This window comes from Geobacillus sp. YHL (assembly GCF_022341265.1).
Taxonomy (GTDB): domain Bacteria; phylum Bacillota; class Bacilli; order Bacillales; family Anoxybacillaceae; genus Geobacillus; species Geobacillus thermoleovorans.
The window spans coordinates 362,672-379,593 of sequence record NZ_JAEIGB010000001.1 but is presented as its reverse complement, the minus strand read 5'-3'; the positions used below and the strand labels follow the sequence as shown (position 1 = coordinate 379,593).

Annotated in this window: 18 protein-coding genes; 1 reads left to right on the top strand and 17 read right to left on the bottom strand. The window is 52.7% G+C overall.

Annotated elements, in window-relative coordinates:
- Nucleotides 1–42 precede the first annotated feature (42 nt).
- The 9 genes from uptA to JCR24_RS01755 form a co-directional block, all read right to left on the bottom strand.
- Nucleotides 43–654 (bottom strand): undecaprenyl phosphate transporter UptA, encoded by a 612-nt coding sequence (uptA, locus tag JCR24_RS01795; protein WP_238979969.1) that lies wholly within the window; start codon nucleotides 652–654, stop codon nucleotides 43–45.
- Nucleotides 655–909: 255 nt separating this feature from the next.
- Entirely contained in the window at nucleotides 910–2,175 is a 1,266-nt protein-coding gene (locus JCR24_RS01790; protein WP_238979968.1) for a cation:dicarboxylate symporter family transporter, read from the bottom strand.
- 197 nt (nucleotides 2,176–2,372) lie between these two features.
- Nucleotides 2,373–3,086: an RNA polymerase sporulation sigma factor SigK gene (sigK, locus tag JCR24_RS01785; RefSeq protein ID WP_238980007.1), complete on the bottom strand. Its 714-nt coding sequence runs from the start codon at nucleotides 3,084–3,086 to the stop codon at nucleotides 2,373–2,375.
- 525 nt (nucleotides 3,087–3,611) lie between these two features.
- Nucleotides 3,612–3,755, bottom strand: a complete 144-nt coding sequence (locus JCR24_RS01780; RefSeq protein ID WP_011232016.1) for a YrzI family small protein — start codon at nucleotides 3,753–3,755, stop codon at nucleotides 3,612–3,614.
- A 374-nt stretch (nucleotides 3,756–4,129) separates the two neighbouring features.
- On the bottom strand, nucleotides 4,130–4,378 hold the full coding sequence (locus JCR24_RS01775) for a YrhC family protein (RefSeq protein WP_011232017.1): 249 nt from the start codon (nucleotides 4,376–4,378) through the stop codon (nucleotides 4,130–4,132).
- 62 nt (nucleotides 4,379–4,440) lie between these two features.
- A complete protein-coding gene (locus tag JCR24_RS01770) occupies nucleotides 4,441–5,574 on the bottom strand; it encodes a bifunctional cystathionine gamma-lyase/homocysteine desulfhydrase (RefSeq protein ID WP_011232018.1) in 1,134 nt (377 codons plus the stop codon).
- A 2-nt stretch (nucleotides 5,575–5,576) separates the two neighbouring features.
- The gene (locus JCR24_RS01765; protein WP_238979967.1) at nucleotides 5,577–6,500 is read right to left on the bottom strand and encodes a PLP-dependent cysteine synthase family protein; all 924 of its coding nucleotides are present in this window, start codon (nucleotides 6,498–6,500) and stop codon (nucleotides 5,577–5,579) included.
- 275 nt (nucleotides 6,501–6,775) lie between these two features.
- Nucleotides 6,776–7,483: a 5'-methylthioadenosine/S-adenosylhomocysteine nucleosidase gene (mtnN, locus tag JCR24_RS01760; RefSeq protein WP_021322000.1), complete on the bottom strand. Its 708-nt coding sequence runs from the start codon at nucleotides 7,481–7,483 to the stop codon at nucleotides 6,776–6,778.
- 14 nt (nucleotides 7,484–7,497) lie between these two features.
- Nucleotides 7,498–8,145 (bottom strand): class I SAM-dependent methyltransferase, encoded by a 648-nt coding sequence (locus JCR24_RS01755; RefSeq protein WP_015375461.1) that lies wholly within the window; start codon nucleotides 8,143–8,145, stop codon nucleotides 7,498–7,500.
- Between the two features lie 188 nt (nucleotides 8,146–8,333).
- Here JCR24_RS01755 and JCR24_RS01750 point away from each other — a divergent pair, with 188 nt between their 5' ends.
- Nucleotides 8,334–8,543 (top strand): YrzA family protein, encoded by a 210-nt coding sequence (locus JCR24_RS01750; protein WP_011232022.1) that lies wholly within the window; start codon nucleotides 8,334–8,336, stop codon nucleotides 8,541–8,543.
- 113 nt (nucleotides 8,544–8,656) lie between these two features.
- On the opposite strand, the gene JCR24_RS01745 is transcribed toward JCR24_RS01750, so the two are convergent.
- The 8 genes from JCR24_RS01745 to mltG all read right to left on the bottom strand — a co-directional run bounded on the left by JCR24_RS01745 (nucleotide 8,657) and on the right by mltG (nucleotide 16,860).
- Nucleotides 8,657–9,280: a YrrS family protein gene (locus JCR24_RS01745; protein WP_020278376.1), complete on the bottom strand. Its 624-nt coding sequence runs from the start codon at nucleotides 9,278–9,280 to the stop codon at nucleotides 8,657–8,659.
- Between the two features lie 66 nt (nucleotides 9,281–9,346).
- Nucleotides 9,347–11,119, bottom strand: a complete 1,773-nt coding sequence (locus JCR24_RS01740) for a peptidoglycan D,D-transpeptidase FtsI family protein (RefSeq protein ID WP_014196396.1) — start codon at nucleotides 11,117–11,119, stop codon at nucleotides 9,347–9,349.
- 121 nt (nucleotides 11,120–11,240) lie between these two features.
- On the bottom strand, nucleotides 11,241–11,717 hold the full coding sequence (greA, locus tag JCR24_RS01735; protein ID WP_011232025.1) for a transcription elongation factor GreA: 477 nt from the start codon (nucleotides 11,715–11,717) through the stop codon (nucleotides 11,241–11,243).
- Between the two features lie 110 nt (nucleotides 11,718–11,827).
- Complete coding sequence (gene udk / locus JCR24_RS01730) at nucleotides 11,828–12,463, bottom strand: uridine kinase (RefSeq protein WP_011232026.1); 636 nt, start codon at nucleotides 12,461–12,463, stop codon at nucleotides 11,828–11,830.
- A gap of 1 nt (nucleotide 12,464) precedes the next feature.
- Nucleotides 12,465–13,733 (bottom strand): peptidase U32 family protein, encoded by a 1,269-nt coding sequence (locus JCR24_RS01725; RefSeq protein ID WP_011232027.1) that lies wholly within the window; start codon nucleotides 13,731–13,733, stop codon nucleotides 12,465–12,467.
- 18 nt (nucleotides 13,734–13,751) lie between these two features.
- On the bottom strand, nucleotides 13,752–14,681 hold the full coding sequence (locus tag JCR24_RS01720) for a peptidase U32 family protein (protein WP_011232028.1): 930 nt from the start codon (nucleotides 14,679–14,681) through the stop codon (nucleotides 13,752–13,754).
- The gene (locus tag JCR24_RS01715) at nucleotides 14,678–15,331 is read right to left on the bottom strand and encodes an O-methyltransferase (protein ID WP_011232029.1); all 654 of its coding nucleotides are present in this window, start codon (nucleotides 15,329–15,331) and stop codon (nucleotides 14,678–14,680) included. Before JCR24_RS01715 ends, JCR24_RS01720 begins: the two co-directional genes overlap by 4 nt.
- A 437-nt stretch (nucleotides 15,332–15,768) precedes the next feature.
- Nucleotides 15,769–16,860 (bottom strand): endolytic transglycosylase MltG, encoded by a 1,092-nt coding sequence (gene mltG / locus JCR24_RS01710; RefSeq protein WP_011232030.1) that lies wholly within the window; start codon nucleotides 16,858–16,860, stop codon nucleotides 15,769–15,771.
- Nucleotides 16,861–16,922 lie beyond the last annotated feature (62 nt).

Sequence of the window (16,922 nt, the reverse complement as noted above, 5' to 3'; positions counted from 1 at the left end):
TGGTTCATGTATAAATATAGCCGACAGCATGCGGACGGGCAACTATTTCATGCGCTCGTTTTCATCTGCAGCGCGGCGTCGTCGTTGCCAAACGATGTAAATCGCCGCCACCGCCACCGCCGCTGCAATAGCCGGTCGGACGTATGGCGCCGCCATCTCGTCAATTTGCCGCCATCGTTGGCCAAGCTGCTCTCCCAACCAAATAAACAAGATGGACCATGGGATGATGGCCAACACCGTGTAAATCGTAAACGGCAACCACTTCATCCGCGCAATGCCGGCGGGGATCGAAATCGCATGGCGGACAACGGGTATAAACCGGGCGCTGAAAATGACGCCGGGGCCAAATTTCGCAAACCAGCGTTCCGCCACATCCAAATGTTTTTTCTGGATCAATACATATTTCCCATACTGATCTAGAAACGGTCGTCCACCATAGCAACCCATCCAATACAAAAATAACTGCGCCACCGTGCCGCCTACTGTCCCGGCTGCCACGGCTCCAGCAAATGAGACATCGCCCCGCGCTACCAAATAACCAGCATAAGCCAACACGATCTCGCTCGGGATCACTTCGACCATCAAGGCTAGGGCGATGCCGGCGTAGCCTAAACTCGTTAAAAACGAAAATATCGATTGAACGATTTCGTGCACCGTTTTTCCTCCTTCATTTTTCAATTCCCGTTGCCCATTGTTCTATTATACTATACGCTTCTAGCAAACAAAATGAAAAAGCGGTCGACAGAAGACCGCTTTCTTTATAGATGCCATTTGAAGCTTTCACATTTGTGGGGGCTGTGAAGCGGGCGGTTGTTCGGTCTTCCAAGCCACACCCTCTACAGCCAAAAAATGGATACGCGACTTTTCCATCAAGGATATGTTAAACGTTTTCGCCACTATATCTTCATCTTAAGCACTTTGCTGCAGTTCTGCAATGTATTGTTTTCCTTGTTCTTCGTTATATTGCCCTTCCCATTTCGACATCACAACCGCCGCCAGCGAGTTGCCGATGACGTTGACCACTGTGCGCGCCATGTCCAAAAGGCGGTCGATGCCGGCGATAAACGCCAATCCTTCAACTGGAATGCCAACCGTGCCAAGCGTCGCCAATAAGACGACAAACGATACGCCTGGGACGCCGGCAATCCCTTTGGACGTCACCATTAAAACGAGCACAAGCGAGATTTGCTGCGAAATCGGCATGTCGATGCCGTACAGTTGAGCGATAAAGACAGCCGCCAGCGCCTGATAGAGCGTCGACCCATCCAAGTTGAACGAATAGCCGGTCGGAACGACAAAGGATGTTACAGCCTTTGAACAACCGAATTTCTCCATTTTTTCCATAACCTTAGGCAACACGGTTTCCGAGCTCGACGTGCTATAGGCAAGCACTAATTCATCCTTTAAGATTTTTATAATATGGAAAATATTTGTACCTACCAATTTGGCCACAGCGCCAAGCACCACCAACACGAAGAACGCCATGACCGCATAAACGAGCACAACAAGCTTGCTGAGCGGAAGGAGCGAAGCGACGCCGAATTTCGACACCGTCACGCCGATCAAGGCGAAAACGCCAAACGGCGCAAACTTCATCACTTGGTTCGTCACATAAAACATCGCTTCCGCTGTGCCTTGGAAAAAGCGAAGCACCGGTTTCCCTTTTTCACCGATCGCGGCTACGCCCAACCCGAACATCACCGAGAAGAAGATGATCGGCAGCATATTCCCGGTCGACAGCGCTTCAAACACGTTTTTCGGCACGATGTTGACAAATGTTTCAACCATCGAATGGTGCTGCACTTCGTTCGTCGTATCGACATACGACTGGATATCCGTTTTCTCAAGCGACTTCATATTGACGCCGACGCCTGGTTGGAAAATGTTCGCTGCCAAGAGGCCGACGATAATGGCAATCGTCGTAATGATCTCAAAATAAAGGATCGTTTTGCCGCCCAACTTTCCGAGCTTTTTCACATCACCGACGTTGGCGACGCCGACAATCAAGCTCGAGACGACGATCGGGATGACGATCATCTTAATTAAACGGAGAAAAACATCTCCGATCGGCTGCAAATACGTCGCTACTTTAGGGCTTCCGTAAAAAATGGCCCCAACCATAATCCCGAGAATAAGGCCGATGAAAATTTGCCATGCCAAGCCGATCTTGCGCATGATGCTTTTTCGCCTCCTTTAGACAAATTTAGACAAAAGACGACAAAATTATTTTACTTTTAAAAATAAAATCTGTCAATATTTTTGATTGAAATCGCTTCATCAAAGGATATAAATGAAAGAATTCAGTTTTTTAAAATAATTTCTATTCTTCCACTACTGAAAAAGCGGGTCGTTGCACCAGCAACCCGCTTTTGTTATGACCGCCGTTTTTCTTTTTCCTGCCGATAAAACTCGTGAAACATTTTCATTAATGCCCGTTTTTCAATGCGCGAGACATAGCTTCTCGAGATGCCGAGCTCTTTGGCGATTTCACGCTGCGTTTTTTCCCGCTGCCGACCGAGGCCAAAGCGATTGATGATCACCTCTTTTTCCCGCTCATCAAGCACGCTGATATATTGTTTGACTTGTTCGAGCTCCATGTTCAAGTGGATTTCATCGACGATGTCTTCGCCTTCGGCTTTTAAAATATCAAGCAGGCTGATTTCGTTTCCTTCTTTGTCCTGGCCGATTGGCTTATGCAACGAGACGTCTTTGCGCGTTTTTTTTAATGAACGCAGGTGCATCAGGATTTCGTTCTCGATACATCGAGCCGCATACGTTGCCAGCTTCGTTCCTTTGCCCGGCGAATAGCTTTCAATCGCCTTGATCAAGCCGATCGTGCCAATGGAGATTAAATCCTCGACCTCTTCTCCCGTATTTTCAAACTTTTTCACAATGTGGGCAACAAGGCGCAAGTTGTGTTCGATGAGCCGGTTGCGGGCTTGCTCGTCGCCTTTTGCCATCAGCGCCAAATACTTTTCCTCTTCTTGAGCGCTTAACGGCTGGGGAAACGCATTGTTTTTAATATACGAGACAAGAAACGTCAGCTCTTTCAACAGAAACGTAAACGCCGTGAAAATGCCGGACATGCTCTCACCCCCGCCTGCTGTCATCGGCGGAAACCGCCTATCGTTATGTATATGCAGGGGCGATGTTGTCCGTGTCTTTACGACAAAAATAGACCGGCCCGAAATGAGCCGGCAATGACCTGACCAATCAAAAACGATTGATGCCAACGTTCTGCTGATGCGGTCCGCCTGCTTATCCCCCTCCCGATGCAGAAGAACCGCCGTGCTTACGCTCTTGCCTCAACGCTGACTTCCGCGGCGACAACAAGCGCAATCGACGCGGTAATGATGATCGACATGACAATGGCGAACATCCCCGTTCCCTCCTTGACCTTCTCTTCTAGATTTTATTTTACCAAAGAAGACAAGGAGCGCTTCCGCCACATTTTGAACAATTCGTGAAATTCGACCGTCAACAACAGCACGCGGAGCACCGATATCCCCCCTTTAGCCTGAGTCAAGTCGAGTCTCCCGTCTGTTTCATCCACATCACAAGCCATACTGGTACAATTGACATGAATCTTCTCCCCTTTCATCTCCATTGTTTTAAAACAACCGTTGATGAGCGGAACATTTGCGGTCAAGCAACTCCTCCTCAGCTGCACGCGCGAACCGCTCCTCTTCGATGTTCCGTTGCCGCGGCTTTCTCCGCTCAATCGTGATCGTGATAAAAAACAAATGGATCGTCATACCCCCTCACCTCCTTTCCATGCAAAAAACCGCAGAAGGAAGGCGTTTCTGCGGCTAAGCGTACAAAAAGGCCGCAGAAAGCGAGACTACTCCCCTTCTGCGGCCTGATCGCTGTTTTTCGTCATCGGTGCACGTTCATTCCCGGTCGGCGGAAGGTCGAATAGCCGTTTGATAGAATGGATGCGTTACTGTTGTCCACATCATCATTGTCATTGTCTTCGACCTCCCTTTGGAAATGATGCTACGTAGGCAATTATATCCAAAATTATTTCCATTGTAAACCGTTTTTTTGCAAAATAGGCAAAAAGCTTGCTTTCCCTTGAACGCCAGCATGGTGGCTAAACAAAAACCCGCCTTTCGGCCAAAAGGCAGGTTTACGGTTCGAACCGCTTTTCTTCTTCCTCAAGACGGCGGGCATAGCGGGCGGCTTGGCGCAAACAGGAAAGCGACGCGGTAAAACAGACGGCGACTGCCAATAGGGCGAACGGCTTTTTCGCTGTCTCAACCGCTCCTGGGATGATCGTTCCGAAATAGAGAAACGCTCCAAACGCGAACAAGACGAGGCTGTATGTTTTAAAGTCGCCCGCCTTGGCCCGCAGCTCGTTTCGTTGCTGCTCGTTCAAGCCCGATCCCTCCTCTCCCCTTTCACTGTATCATACATGGACAGAAGGGGGGAGCGGCAATTTCAGCCAAGCGCCTTCGCCAAATCGTCAAGCAGATCGTTGACATCTTCAAGCCCGACCGACAAACGGATCAGGCCATCGGTAATGCCGAGCTGTTCGCGCCGTTCCTTCGGGATCGAGGCGTGCGTCATTTTCCCTGGCAACGAAATTAAACTTTCGACCGCCCCTAAGCTTTCGGCAAGCGTAAAGTAGCGCACGCGCGACAGCACTTTCTCGGCGCGCTCCAAGCTGCCGACATCAAACGAAATCATGCCGCCAAATCCGCGCATTTGCTTTTTCGCCAACTCGTGGTTCGGATGATCCGGAAGACCTGGATAATGGACGCGCTTGACCGCCTTGTGTTCAGCCAAAAAAACAGCGATTTGGCGCGCATTTTCTTCATGTTCCTCCATCCGCACGGCGAGCGTTTTCATCCCGCGCATCAATAGCCATGAATCTTGCGGCCCGAGCACGCCGCCGGTTGAATTTTGCACGTAATGGAGCCGCTCGGCAAGCTCCGGCGTGCGGACAACCGCCAACCCAGCGACGACGTCGCTATGGCCGCCTAAATATTTCGTCGCGCTATGGATGACGATATCGGCGCCAAGCTCAAGCGGCGTCTGAAAGTACGGAGTGGAAAACGTGTTATCGACGATCAATAGCAGCCCATGCGCACGGGCAATGGCGGCGGCGGCTTGCAAGTCAGTGATTTTCAACAGCGGGTTCGTCGGCGTTTCAATATAGATGGCTTTCGTATTCGGCCGGATGTGCGCCTCGATGTTGGCGACATCGCTCGTATCGACGAACGTCGCCTCAAGCCCGAACCGATTCAGCACGTTCGTCATGACGCGATACGTGCCGCCGTACACATCGTCAGTGAGCACTAGATGGTCGCCGCTTTGAAACAACATCATGACGGCCGTAATTGCCGCCATACCGGAAGCGAACGCAAAGCCGGCTTCGCCGCCCTCGAGATCAGCGATCAGCTTCTCAAGCGCCGCGCGCGTCGGGTTGCCGGTGCGCGAGTATTCAAACCCTTTATGCTTTCCAACTTCTTCTTGCTTATACGTACTCACTTGATAAATCGGGACCGACACCGCTCCAGTATGCGGATCCCCCGGAATGCCGCCATGAATGAGCATTGTTTTCCGCCTCATCGTTACCTCCCACCTTCATAAATGTGTTTGCTTAAATAGCGTTCGCTCCCGTCCGGAAAAATGACGAGGATATTCGTCCCTGGCTTTGCCTTCTCTGCTTCCATCAAAGCGGCATGAAACGCGGCGCCGGACGAACTGCCGACCAAAAGCCCCTCCTGTCTCGCGAGTTCGCTGACGCGCCGGAACGCGTCATCGTCCGCGATCGTGTAGATGGCATCAAAATAATCCGGATCCATAAACGGCGGCAAAAACTCCATGCCGATCCCTTCCGTCCGATGCGGACCCGGCTTGCCGCCGCCTAAAATCGAGCCTTCCGGTTCCACGATGACCGTTTTAATGGCCGGGTTTTTTTCTTTTAAAAACGTCGCTGTCCCCATAAACGTGCCGCCGGAGCCGGCGCCGGCGACAAAAATGTCGATCTGTCCGTCCAAATCGTCCCACAGCTCCGGACCGAGCGTCTTGTAATACGTCCTTGGATTGGCCGGGTTTTGGAACTGCTGGGGGCAATAGGCGCCTGGAATCGTGCGGGCGAGCTCCTCCGCTTTGCGGATTGCTCCTTCCATTCCCTCTTCAGTCGGTGTATGAACGATTTGCGCCCCGAGCGCCTTCATCAGCTGTTGTTTTTCGATGCTGAATTTTTCCGGCACACAAAAAATGATGTTCACGTTTTTGCCGATCGCCGCCAGCGCCAGACCGATGCCGGTGTTGCCGGCCGTCGGCTCGATGATCGTGCCCCCCTCTTTCAGTTTTCCTGATGCAAACGCCTCGCGCAACAGCTCTTGTCCGAGCCGGTCTTTAATGCTTCCGCCAGGATTGAAGTATTCAAGCTTGGCGAACAGCCGAACGCCTTCCGGGAGGGTGAAGCGCGTAATTTCGACAACCGGCGTATGGCCGATCAACTCATGGATGCTTTTTGCTACGCGCATACAAGTCACTCCGTTTCTTCACGCTCAGTTTAGCAGCAAAACGGCGGTGTTCTGTTGTCTATATATAGATGCAATTTAAAGCTTTAACATTTTTCGTTTTTGCCGATCATTTCATCCGACTGTCGAGTGACCGAACAACACCGCTTAAAGACCCATTCATGGGTCTTTAAGCGAGTCGTTGTTCGGTCTTCCGTCACGCCTTAGCGTGACGGAGGCAAGCCATAGGCTTGCCTTCGACAGTCGAGAAAATAGACAAGCTGCTTTTTCGCTGCATCTTAATAGCGCTTCTGTTTCATAACGGAAAGCATCGACAAGACAAGTTCAGCCGAATGTTTCGCCGCCGTCTCCAAAAACTGTTCAAACGACACGTCCGACTCCTCACCAGCAATATCAGACAACGCCCGGATGATGACAAACGGCGTTCCAAATTGCACGCACACTTGGGCGATCGCCGCCGCTTCCATTTCGACGGCGCACAATTCCGGAAACTGACCGCGCACAAATTCGACTCGCTTTGGATCGTTCATAAACGAATCGCCGGTGGCGATCAAGCCGGTCACTGCCTGCAGGCCATCAAGCCGCGCCGCCGCCTGCTTGGCCGCCTCAACAAGCGCCTCATCCGCCCGGTAGCGCGCCGGCAGGCCAGGCACTTGCCCGTAAGCGTAGCCGAACGCGGTCACATCGACGTCATGATGGACGACTTCCTCGGAAATGACAAGATCTCCGACACGAAGCGAAGGCAAAAATCCGCCGGCCGAACCGGTATTGATCACGAAATCAGGGCGAAAGTGATCAAGCAGAAGCGTCGTTCCCATGGCGGCGTTCACTTTGCCGATCCCGGATTTCAACAACACCGCCTCCACGCCGTCAAGGCGCCCTTTGGAAAATTCGCACCCGGCAATGACCGTTTCCTCGCGCCCTTCCATGCGCGAACGCAAAATCGCCACTTCCTCTTCCATGGCTCCAATAATGGCTGCTTTCATCGTTCTCCCTCTTTCTATGTCGTTTGTTTCACCGCCTCCATCACCCAGACGAACGCGTTTTGCTGCGCAAAGGAGGCGGAAAAGCCATGCTTGGAAAACAGTGATGCCAATACGTCAAGCGTCGTATAATATTCGCGTTCCAAATCGTCGGCCAAATCGTAGAAGCCGCGCGCCCGGGCTTCCTCAATCGCCTGGCGGAACGCCTCTTTGTCGCGAAACGCCGTATCGGCAAACACTATTTTACCACCCGGATGGAGCAATTGACTATATTTGGCCAGCGCTTCGTCTTTTTCCGCATCCGTCAAATGATGAAACGCATACGTGCTGGCGATCGTGTCGATCGGCTCCGGCGGTGTCGGAAATTGCAAAAAATCGCCGTCCAGAATGACCGCTCGCCCGCTGAGCTTTTCCGCCGCTTTTTTCCTCATCGGCGCCGATGGCTCGATCCCGTACACCTGCTTGCCGCGCTCAAGCAGCTTTTTCGTCAAGTTGCCTGTGCCGACGCCAAACTCGAGCACGACTTGGCCGGCTTTGTCGGCGACCGTGCTTAAAATGCGGTCATAACCGGCAAACACGTCTCGATATTGCTCATCGTATCCTTCGACCGATCGGTCATACGATTCCGCCCATTGCTCAAACAAGTCAAGAAACTCTCTGCCCATATGGTCACACCCCAAAAAAGTTTATAATTCCTATAAATATAGTATGTTTTTTCGTATTGCCTGCTCTTACTGTAGCATATGTTTTTCCCTTGTTCAACGATCATGTTCGTTCGTATTGTTCCCCCTTGTACTCCGGTGGATGAGGGCGGGAAAATTTGCTACACTGACAATGGAAAGGAGGAAGAACGATGCCGAACATTTCTCTTGATTTGATCGAGGACAAAATCGAATTTTTTGAAGCGGACGACTTGCGGACGCTCGAGAAAAAAATCAACGAACAAATTGAACATAACAAGGCGCTCTTGCTTTCCGTCCATCATGTATCCCATCAAATGCACGTCATGGAAAACGGAAAGCGGTGGTACAGCGCAGTCGTTCATTTCAAAGCGAAAAAATAACAGGCGCCCTTCGTTTTTGGGCGCCTGTGTATTTTTCCGCCGCTAATGAACCGCCATCGTTTCACTGATGCCGCCAAAGTTTCGAATATCTCCGCTTCCCCTCATCATGCCGCTTATGGCTTTTGCTTCAACTTTTGCACTTTCGTCGGCTTCCAGCCTTCGTTCGTCACCCATTCAATGTACACTTTGTAATGGGCGATTTGATCTTTCGTCGAAATCGTCGCGACTGCTTTGTTCGGCCCGTTGTTGCCGATGAACCAAACGATCATCTCCTCCGGGGCGATGCCGGTCGCATAGCTGACGGCATCGAGCATTTCCTTCCAGTCGACCGAATCTTTCTTAAACACCGTTTCATGCGGCTCCGTTTGCGTCGTACCGATCGGCTGCCATGCCGGGTTGACGATTTCTTTTTCAACGTTGGACCCCGGCGGGCCCGGCGTTTCTGTCATGCCCGCTTCGCTCGTTTCATCGGTGGAAGCAGCATCTTCTTCCTCGGCGGGCGTTTCGGCTTCCGCCGGCGCCGCCGCTTCGCCTGTTTCCACTTCCACCCGCTTCGCATTGGCCGCTTCTGTTTTGGCTTCGCGATCAACCGCCTTCTCGCTCGGTTGATCGCCAAACAGCAAGTTCCCGCCGACAATCAAAATGAGCAGCACGACAACGGCAATGGCTCCATTGAGCCAACGGTTGATTCTCCGCCGCTTGGCGCGGGCGGCAAAGCGTGTCCCCATTTGCGCCACCGTCTCCTCTCCCTTCTTTGGATGATGTTCGTGCTGGAAACATGGATTCCCCTTACATTTGGTTCGTCACTTCACTTCATTTTTGGCGTGGTCATAAGCATAAAGCGCCTCGACTGCGGCGGCGAACACATCATTCGTCGAGGCCCGCCCGCTCGGACAGTCGAGCTCAACGACAGCGAGGGCGTATTTCGGGCGGTCGGCTGGAAAATAGCCAGCAAACCATTTATTAATGAATTCAGCACCGCCGTCCATTTTTCCTGTCTCCGCCGTCCCGGATTTGCCGGCGACCGGATACGGCAGCGAACGGAAGCGGCGGCCGGTGCCATCCTCTTTGGTGACAACGCTGCGCAAAAGCCGCTGCAGCTCTTCGGCCGTCTGCGGCGCGATCGGCGCCATGTCTGAAGCCGGTTGAGGCGGAAACGAAAAGAGGGTCGCACCGTTTTTATACAGCACTTTGTCAACGGCCCGCACCTGAAGCGCTTCGCCGCCGCGGGCGATGGTCGCCATCATGTTGGCGACGCCAAGCGGCGAGACGCGTACATTTTTTTGCCCGATCGCCGTTTGCGCCACCGCAAGCGGCACCCTCTTGTCGCGCGGATCATGCCAAATCGTTCCTTTCTGCTCCTCCGGGAACTGACGGAAATGCTCTTCATGGTACACCGCCCCTTCCCAGCCGGCCGTCGGATACAGCCCAAGCTTTCTCGCATACGTTTCAAACGCATCGGGATCGTGCTCGATCAACTGCTTGCCGAGCGTGGCGAAAGCATTGTTGCAACTGACGGCAAAGCTGTCCGCTAAATCAAGCATGCCGTAATCATGCTCCTCATCGCGGGTTTTGCCGTCAATTTTTCGGCTGCAGTCAAACGTTGTCTCAAGCGAGGCGAGCCCCTCATCAAGCGCCGCGGCCGCAATGACTGTTTTAAAAATCGAGCCAGGGATTTGCGGCAACACTATTTGGTTTTCCGCCCCGCGGTTTTTGTACGGATCACGCGGGTCCATGTTTGGGCGGCTGACCATGGCGAGCACACTGTTTGTGTCAATATCCAGCAAAACGAGACCGCCTTTTTTCAACCCGTATCGGTCAACGATCTGCTCCATCTCTTGCTGCAAGTCACGGTCAAGCGTCGTTTGCACGGTGACGGGATAAAACGGGTTGCCCGTATCGCTGTATTTGACATCGAGCCCAAACAGCGGCCGCCCTTCGGCGTCAACGTGATAAAGCAGCTTCGTTTCGCCGTCGGCGAGCAAAAACTCATCAAACGCCTTCTCAAGTCCTTGAATGCCCACTTCGGTCTTTGGCGGCAGCGGCCGTTTTGGATAACGCTTCTTGATGAGCTCCTGATCTGGGCGGGTGAAGCCAAGCAAATGCGGAGCGTACACCACCTCAAGAGAGTATTGTTTATTGACAGCTAAGACGCCCGGAATGCGCAAATCGTTAATTTGCTTCATTTGCTGGGCGCTCAAGGCGAGCGGCTCTCCATCCTTCTCTAAGACGAACGGACCGTCCGCCTGCTCAAGCTGGCGGCGGATCTCTTCTTTAGAGACGCCGGTGATGCGGGCGACTTGTTCCATCGGCCATTTCATCGTCGTTAAAAACGGGAATAAGACAAGCGACGGCACGTATCGCTTCGTGAGCGGCGCGCCATTTCGGTCGACGAACGAGCCGCGCCCGTCGTCAATGATCAGTTCTTGTGTCCGCTGGGCGACGCTTTCGGCAATTAAATTATGATTGGCGAACGACTCGGCGTCAATCAGCTGGATCTGCGCCAATCGCCCGACAAGCAACAACAAGCCCAGTTGAATGAGGGCGAGCATGGCAAGCGTTCGTTTTTTCCACATAAAGAAAACACCTCATCATCAGTGTTGACGAGGTGTTTCCGTTTGAAACGTCAAGCGGCGGCAATTTTCTTCGCTTCGCTTCGCACACCGCCGCTTGTTCAGGTCGGCCGCCTCCTGCTTCTTATTTCACAGCCACGATTTTCACAAGCATTTCCCCGCCCGGCGTTTGCACCGTCACCTCATCGCCGACGCGGCGGCCGAGAAGCGATTTCGCAATCGGCGAGTCGTTGGAAATTTTCCCTTCAAACGGATCGGCTTCAGCGCTGCCGACGATCGTATACGTCTCTTCCTCGCCGTCTGGAAGTTCAATGAACGTGACCGACTTGCCGAGCGAGACGACGTCCGGGTTTTCTTTGTCTTCTTCAATGATGACGGCGTTGCGGATCATGTTTTCAAGCATTTGGATGCGCGATTCGACAAACGCCTGCTCATCTTTGGCAGCATCGTACTCCGAGTTTTCCGACAAATCCCCGAACCCGCGCGCAATCTTAATGCGCTCCACCACTTCTTTCCGCTTGACCGTTTTTAAGTACTCAAGCTCTTGTTCCAGTTTCTCTTTTCCCTCTTTCGTCATCGGATACTGCTTTTCGTTCGCCATTCATCTCACTCCTCTATATATTCTGCATTATGTAAAACGTACGAACAGCAAAAACGGCTGTTCGTACGCTTACTTGTTATATAATATATTGTTTTGTCTCTGTTATGTTATTACAAAACCGCTTTTTGTTCAAGAACTGTGCGAATTTTTGCCACCATTAAATCGATGGCGACGACGTTCTGTCCGCCTTCCGGAATGATCACATCCGCGTAGCGCTTCGTCGGTTCGACAAACTGGTTGTGCATCGGCCGGACGACGGACAAATATTGCTCGATGACCGAATCGAACGTGCGGCCGCGCTCTTTAATATCGCGGATGAGACGGCGGATGATGCGGATGTCCGGGTCGGTGTCGACATATACTTTAATGTCCATTAAATTGCGGAGTCGCTCATCCTCCAAGACAAGAATGCCCTCCACGATGATGACATCCTTTGGCTCCACGCGAATGACGTCGCTTGAGCGAGTGTGCAGCGTATAATCGTACACCGGCTTGTCAATCGGCTCATAGCGAAGCAGCTTATGAATATGCTCAATCAACAAATCGTTGTCAAACGCCAGCGGATGGTCATAGTTCGTCTTCAGCCGCTCTTCAAACGGAAGATGGCTTTGATCTTTATAGTAAAAGTCTTGCTCCAAAACAAGGATCGAGCGGTCGCCGAAATGGTCGTAAATCGCGCGGGCGACGCTCGTCTTCCCCGAGCCGGAGCCGCCGGCGACGCCGATGACAACGGGCTTCTTCCCCATCTTAATTCTCCTTTCTCATCATGTTGTACGGGAAGAGAGGGCGCTTGACCTTAAACTTCACGATTTGCAGCGGATGGCGCGCCGCATCAAGCTCGTTGCCGTCTTCGTCCCAAATTTTCTCAATCACTTGGGTGAAGTTTTCAATTTCCGGACCGAAAAATTCGACTTCATCGCCCGGGCGGAAATGGTTGCGCTGCTGGACGGTGGCGATGCCCGTCTCCGGGTCATAGCCAAGCACCAAACCGGCGAATTCATGCGTCGTTTTCCGGCTGTGCGTCCCGTACATATGGTTCGTATAATCCGGGAAGCCGTCAAAGAACGACGGCGCCGTCTCGCGGTTGGCGCATTTCTCCAGCTCCCGCACCCACTCTTCGCGGATCGTGAAATGGTCTGGGTCAGCGCAGTAGGCATCAATGACTTTCCGGTAGACACTGACAACCGTCGCCACGTAATGGATCGATTTCATCCGCCCTTCAATTTTCAAGCTATCCACACCCAATTCGATCATCACCGGAATGGCGCGGATTAAGTTCAAATCTTTCGCGCTCATCGCAAACGGAGCGTCCCCTTTTTCAAACAACGGAATTTCCCGGCCGTCCGAGAGCTGATACAAATCGTAATCCCAGCGGCACGACTGGCAGCATCCGCCGCGGTTTGAGTCGCGCGCCGTCATATGGTTGCTCAATACACAGCGGCCGGAGTAGGCGGAACACATCGCCCCATGGATGAACGCCTCGATTTCAATATCGACTTTCTCTTTGATCTGCCGGATTTCTTCTGCGCCCACTTCACGAGCGAGCACAACCCGCTCGAGCCCTTCCTCTTTCCAAAATTGGACCGCTTTCCAGTTGGTAAGCGATTGCTGCGTGCTTAAATGCACTTCAAGCTTCGGCGCCACCCGGCGCGCCGTTTCGATGATGAGCGGGTCGGCGACGATGATGCCGCAAACACCGGCATCTTCAAGCGCCCGCAAATAGTCATCAAGGCCAGGGATGTTTTCGTTATGGGCGTAAATATTGGCCGTTACGTATACTTTGGCTCCGTATCGATTGGCAAATTCGACCCCTTCGCGAATTTCCTCGATCGTAAAGTTGTCGGCGTTGGCGCGCAAGCTGTACTCTTGGCCTCCGATAAAGACGGCGTCTGCACCGTAATGGACGGCGATTTTCAGTTTTTCCAAGTTGCCGGCCGGGGCGAGCAGCTCTGGCTTTTTCACAATGACGCGCTTGCCGTCAATGATTTCGGAGATGCGATCATTTTTTAAAAGCATGCTGCTTCCCTCCTTTTCTCAATAAATGGTCTCTTTGAAGAAAAATCCGGTGTCGATGCGGCGATGCGGCGGCTGAAGCGCTTCAACGGCCGCAAGCAGCTCCTCTTTTTCCCGTTCGTACCGCTCGCGGTCATCCGCGCATAAATCGATGGCGCGGCGGTACAGCTTCGTCACTTCGGTAATGTAGCGCGGCTCGTGCAAAATCCCGTCAATTTTAAAGCTGTCGATGCCGGCCTCGACCATGTCGCCGAGCTCATCGATCATGCAAACATCGTTCGGGCTCATAATATGCGTGCCGTTTTCGTCTTCAAAAATCGGATATTTGTTGTCGCGCTCTTTGTCGTAAAGAAACATCCCTTTTTCGTACTTCTTCCGTTCAACTTCCATCACTTTCCCTTGATATTCAAAATAGCTGCCGATCAGCGAGCGCTTCGATTGGTACATGCACATCGCGCCGTGCACTTGCACCTCGATTTCCACTTCGGCATGGGCTTTGATTTCCAAAATGGCGTCCATGTTCAACTCGCGGGCCAAGACGGCGCGCTTCGCCCCTTTCCGGCCCCAATAGTTGCACGCATACCAGTTCGTCGCTGTCGTCTCCGTGCTCCAGTGGAGCTTCATGTGCGGCGCCGTTTCTCGGACAGTCAAGAGCACCGCGGGATCGCCGAAGACGATGGCATCGGCGCCGACATCAGCCAAAAACGCGACGTAGTCGCCAAGCTCGTCCACTTTATCGTTATGGAAAATGGCGTTCATCGCCACATACACGTTCATGCCGCGCCGGTGGGCGGCTTTGACGGCGGCAGCGACATCATGGCGGGAAAATTCGCCGGCAAGCCGCAAACCGTAGCGCTGCTCGCCAATGATGACCGCGTCCGCTCCGGCTTCAGCCAGCTCGTCGATATGGGCAACGCTCGTCGGCGTCACGAGCAATTCGGGTTTTTTCACTGTTCTTCACCTCGTTTTTTCGATATGGCGAGCCCATCGCCGACCGGAATGATGACCGTATCATAACCGCTTCGACTCATGAGCCACTCATTGTAGCGGCGAATTTTTCGGGCGATGTTCCAAAGCCGTCGATTGTCCGCCGGCGCTTCGGCGGCGACGAGCCCCTTAAACAAGACGTTGTCGCTGATGATGAGGCCGTCTGCAGCCACAAACGGCTCATAGAGCGTAAAAAAGCGCTCATATTGCCCTTTGGCGGCATCAATAAACAGCACATCAAACGGCGCGGCGGCCGCCACACCGGCCTCGACCGCGAGCGCATCGCCCAACACCGCCTCGATTTGCCGCTTGGTGTTCGTCTTTTCGATGTAAAAACGGGCGCGCTCATACCGCTCCCGGTCTTTTTCGATCGTCACAATGCGCGCATCCGGCAGCGCCTTTGCCATCCGGATCGCCGAATAGCCGATCGCCGTGCCGATTTCCAAAATGCGGCGCGGCCTGATCAGCTTCAAGATGAATAACAGCACTTCGACGCTCACCGGATCCATGATCGGTATGCGGTGCCGATAGGCGTACTGCTCCATCTCCTCAATGTCCTCATCCGGCGCCGGACGCAGCTTTTGCAAGTACGAAACAATGTCATTGGAAAGCAAGAGGAATTCCTCCCTGCCGTCAGCAAACTGAAAAGCGCTCGCCAAAGTTGAACTATATAGATGCAACGAAGAAGTTTAATATATCCTTGACGGAAAAGCGGTTTGCCCATTTTCGACTGACGGAGGCAAGCCTGTGGCTTGCCTCCGTCACGCCTTGGCGTGACGGAAGACCGAACAACCGGCCTGCTTCACAGACCCATATATGGGTCTGGAAGCGGCGTTGTTCGGTCGCCCGACAGTCGATCAAATACTCGGGAAAAACTACAAATGGTAAAGCTTCAAATTGCATCTATATACAACCCGGCATTTGCGCTTTGTCGTCATGAAAAATAAGAGCCGCAAAGGACTCTTATCGTTGGTCTGTTCAACTATACTACCATAAAACAGCGGAAAAGCGAAGCCGTTTCACCCCACCGGCCATTACCTTCCGTTTTGACCTATTGTTTTCCAATATGCTTCGCCTTTTCCCGGTTATGCTCGGCCAACGTTTTCGTAAAAATGACCTCGCCGCCCGGTGTCGCCAAAAAGTATAAATAGTCGGTCGCCGCCGGTTCAAGCGCCGCTTCGATCGACATTACGCCGGCGTTGGCGATCGGCCCCGGCGGCAGCCCTTTATGAATGTACGTGTTGTACGGCGAATTGACCTGCAAATCTTTATACAACACACGCTCTTTATGTTCGCCAAGGGCGTACAAAACGGTCGGGTCGGTTTGAAGCGGCATGCCGCGGTGCAGCCGATTGTAAAACACGCTGGCGATTTTTTGGCGGTCAGCTTTTTCCGTCGCCTCTTCCTCAATGAGCGACGACATCGTCAACAGCTGATGCGGCGACATGTTCTTTTCTTTCATCGCTGCCTTATATGTGTCAAGCACAGCTGCCGTTTTCGCCACCATCGCCTCAATGATCTCTGAGAGCGGCGGCTTTTCGTCAGCAAACACATACGTCGCCGGGAACAAGTAGCCTTCCAGCGGATAGCGGATGCCTTTCCGAAAAATATCATCAGTCAACAAATCCGGGTGCATTTTCATCAGCCGTTCGATATACGCGCGATCGTTAAGCAATTTCATAATTTGTTCTTGTTTGTACCCTGTTTTCGCAGCAATGAGGTCAGCGATTTGCACCAATTGCGACCCTTCCGGAACGGTCAGCTTCAATCCGATTTTTAGCGATTTCCCCGTTTTTAACAGCTCAATGATGCGCGCCATTGGCATCGCCCGCGTCAACTCATACTCCCCAGCCTGGAAGCCGGATTCATTTTTCCAGCGGACATATAAGCGAAACACGGCCGCGCTTTTAATGAGCCGCTTTTGTTCGAGCTGCTCGGCAATCGCCGCCGCCGATGAACCGATCGGAATCGAGACATGGACCGGGGTGCGGTCATTCGGGTCGACGGGCTTAAGCGCTGAACGGATGTATAAGAAACTGCTGGCGCCGGCAATGACAAACGCCGCCAGCAGAACAGCACAGACAATCAAGACGATTTTCCGCACAAGCCGCGCCTCTGGCGCCCTAAAATCGTTCTGTTTCATCTTTGTCCTCCTTTCACCCGGCCATATTATACTACAAAGTTCCGCATTTTTCGCCCTTGACG

Bases quoted from the DNA above. Each gene is read 5' to 3' on its own strand.
- JCR24_RS01790 (WP_238979968.1), bottom strand. From the start codon at position 2,175: ATGCGCAAGATCGGCTTGGCATGGCAAATTTTCATCGGCCTTATTCTC.
- sigK (WP_238980007.1), bottom strand. From the start codon at position 3,086: ATGTCCGGCATTTTCACGGCGTTTACGTTTCTGTTGAAAGAGCTGACG.
- JCR24_RS01780 (WP_011232016.1), bottom strand. From the start codon at position 3,755: ATGACGATCCATTTGTTTTTTATCACGATCACGATTGAGCGGAGAAAG.
- JCR24_RS01770 (WP_011232018.1), bottom strand. From the start codon at position 5,574: ATGAGGCGGAAAACAATGCTCATTCATGGCGGCATTCCGGGGGATCCG.
- JCR24_RS01765 (WP_238979967.1), bottom strand. From the start codon at position 6,500: ATGCGCGTAGCAAAAAGCATCCATGAGTTGATCGGCCATACGCCGGTT.
- mtnN (WP_021322000.1), bottom strand. From the start codon at position 7,483: ATGAAAGCAGCCATTATTGGAGCCATGGAAGAGGAAGTGGCGATTTTG.
- JCR24_RS01755 (WP_015375461.1), bottom strand. From the start codon at position 8,145: ATGGGCAGAGAGTTTCTTGACTTGTTTGAGCAATGGGCGGAATCGTAT.
- JCR24_RS01750 (WP_011232022.1), top strand. From the start codon at position 8,334: ATGCCGAACATTTCTCTTGATTTGATCGAGGACAAAATCGAATTTTTT.
- JCR24_RS01740 (WP_014196396.1), bottom strand. From the start codon at position 11,119: ATGTGGAAAAAACGAACGCTTGCCATGCTCGCCCTCATTCAACTGGGC.
- greA (WP_011232025.1), bottom strand. From the start codon at position 11,717: ATGGCGAACGAAAAGCAGTATCCGATGACGAAAGAGGGAAAAGAGAAA.
- udk (WP_011232026.1), bottom strand. From the start codon at position 12,463: ATGGGGAAGAAGCCCGTTGTCATCGGCGTCGCCGGCGGCTCCGGCTCG.
- JCR24_RS01725 (WP_011232027.1), bottom strand. From the start codon at position 13,733: ATGCTTTTAAAAAATGATCGCATCTCCGAAATCATTGACGGCAAGCGC.
- mltG (WP_011232030.1), bottom strand. From the start codon at position 16,860: ATGAAACAGAACGATTTTAGGGCGCCAGAGGCGCGGCTTGTGCGGAAA.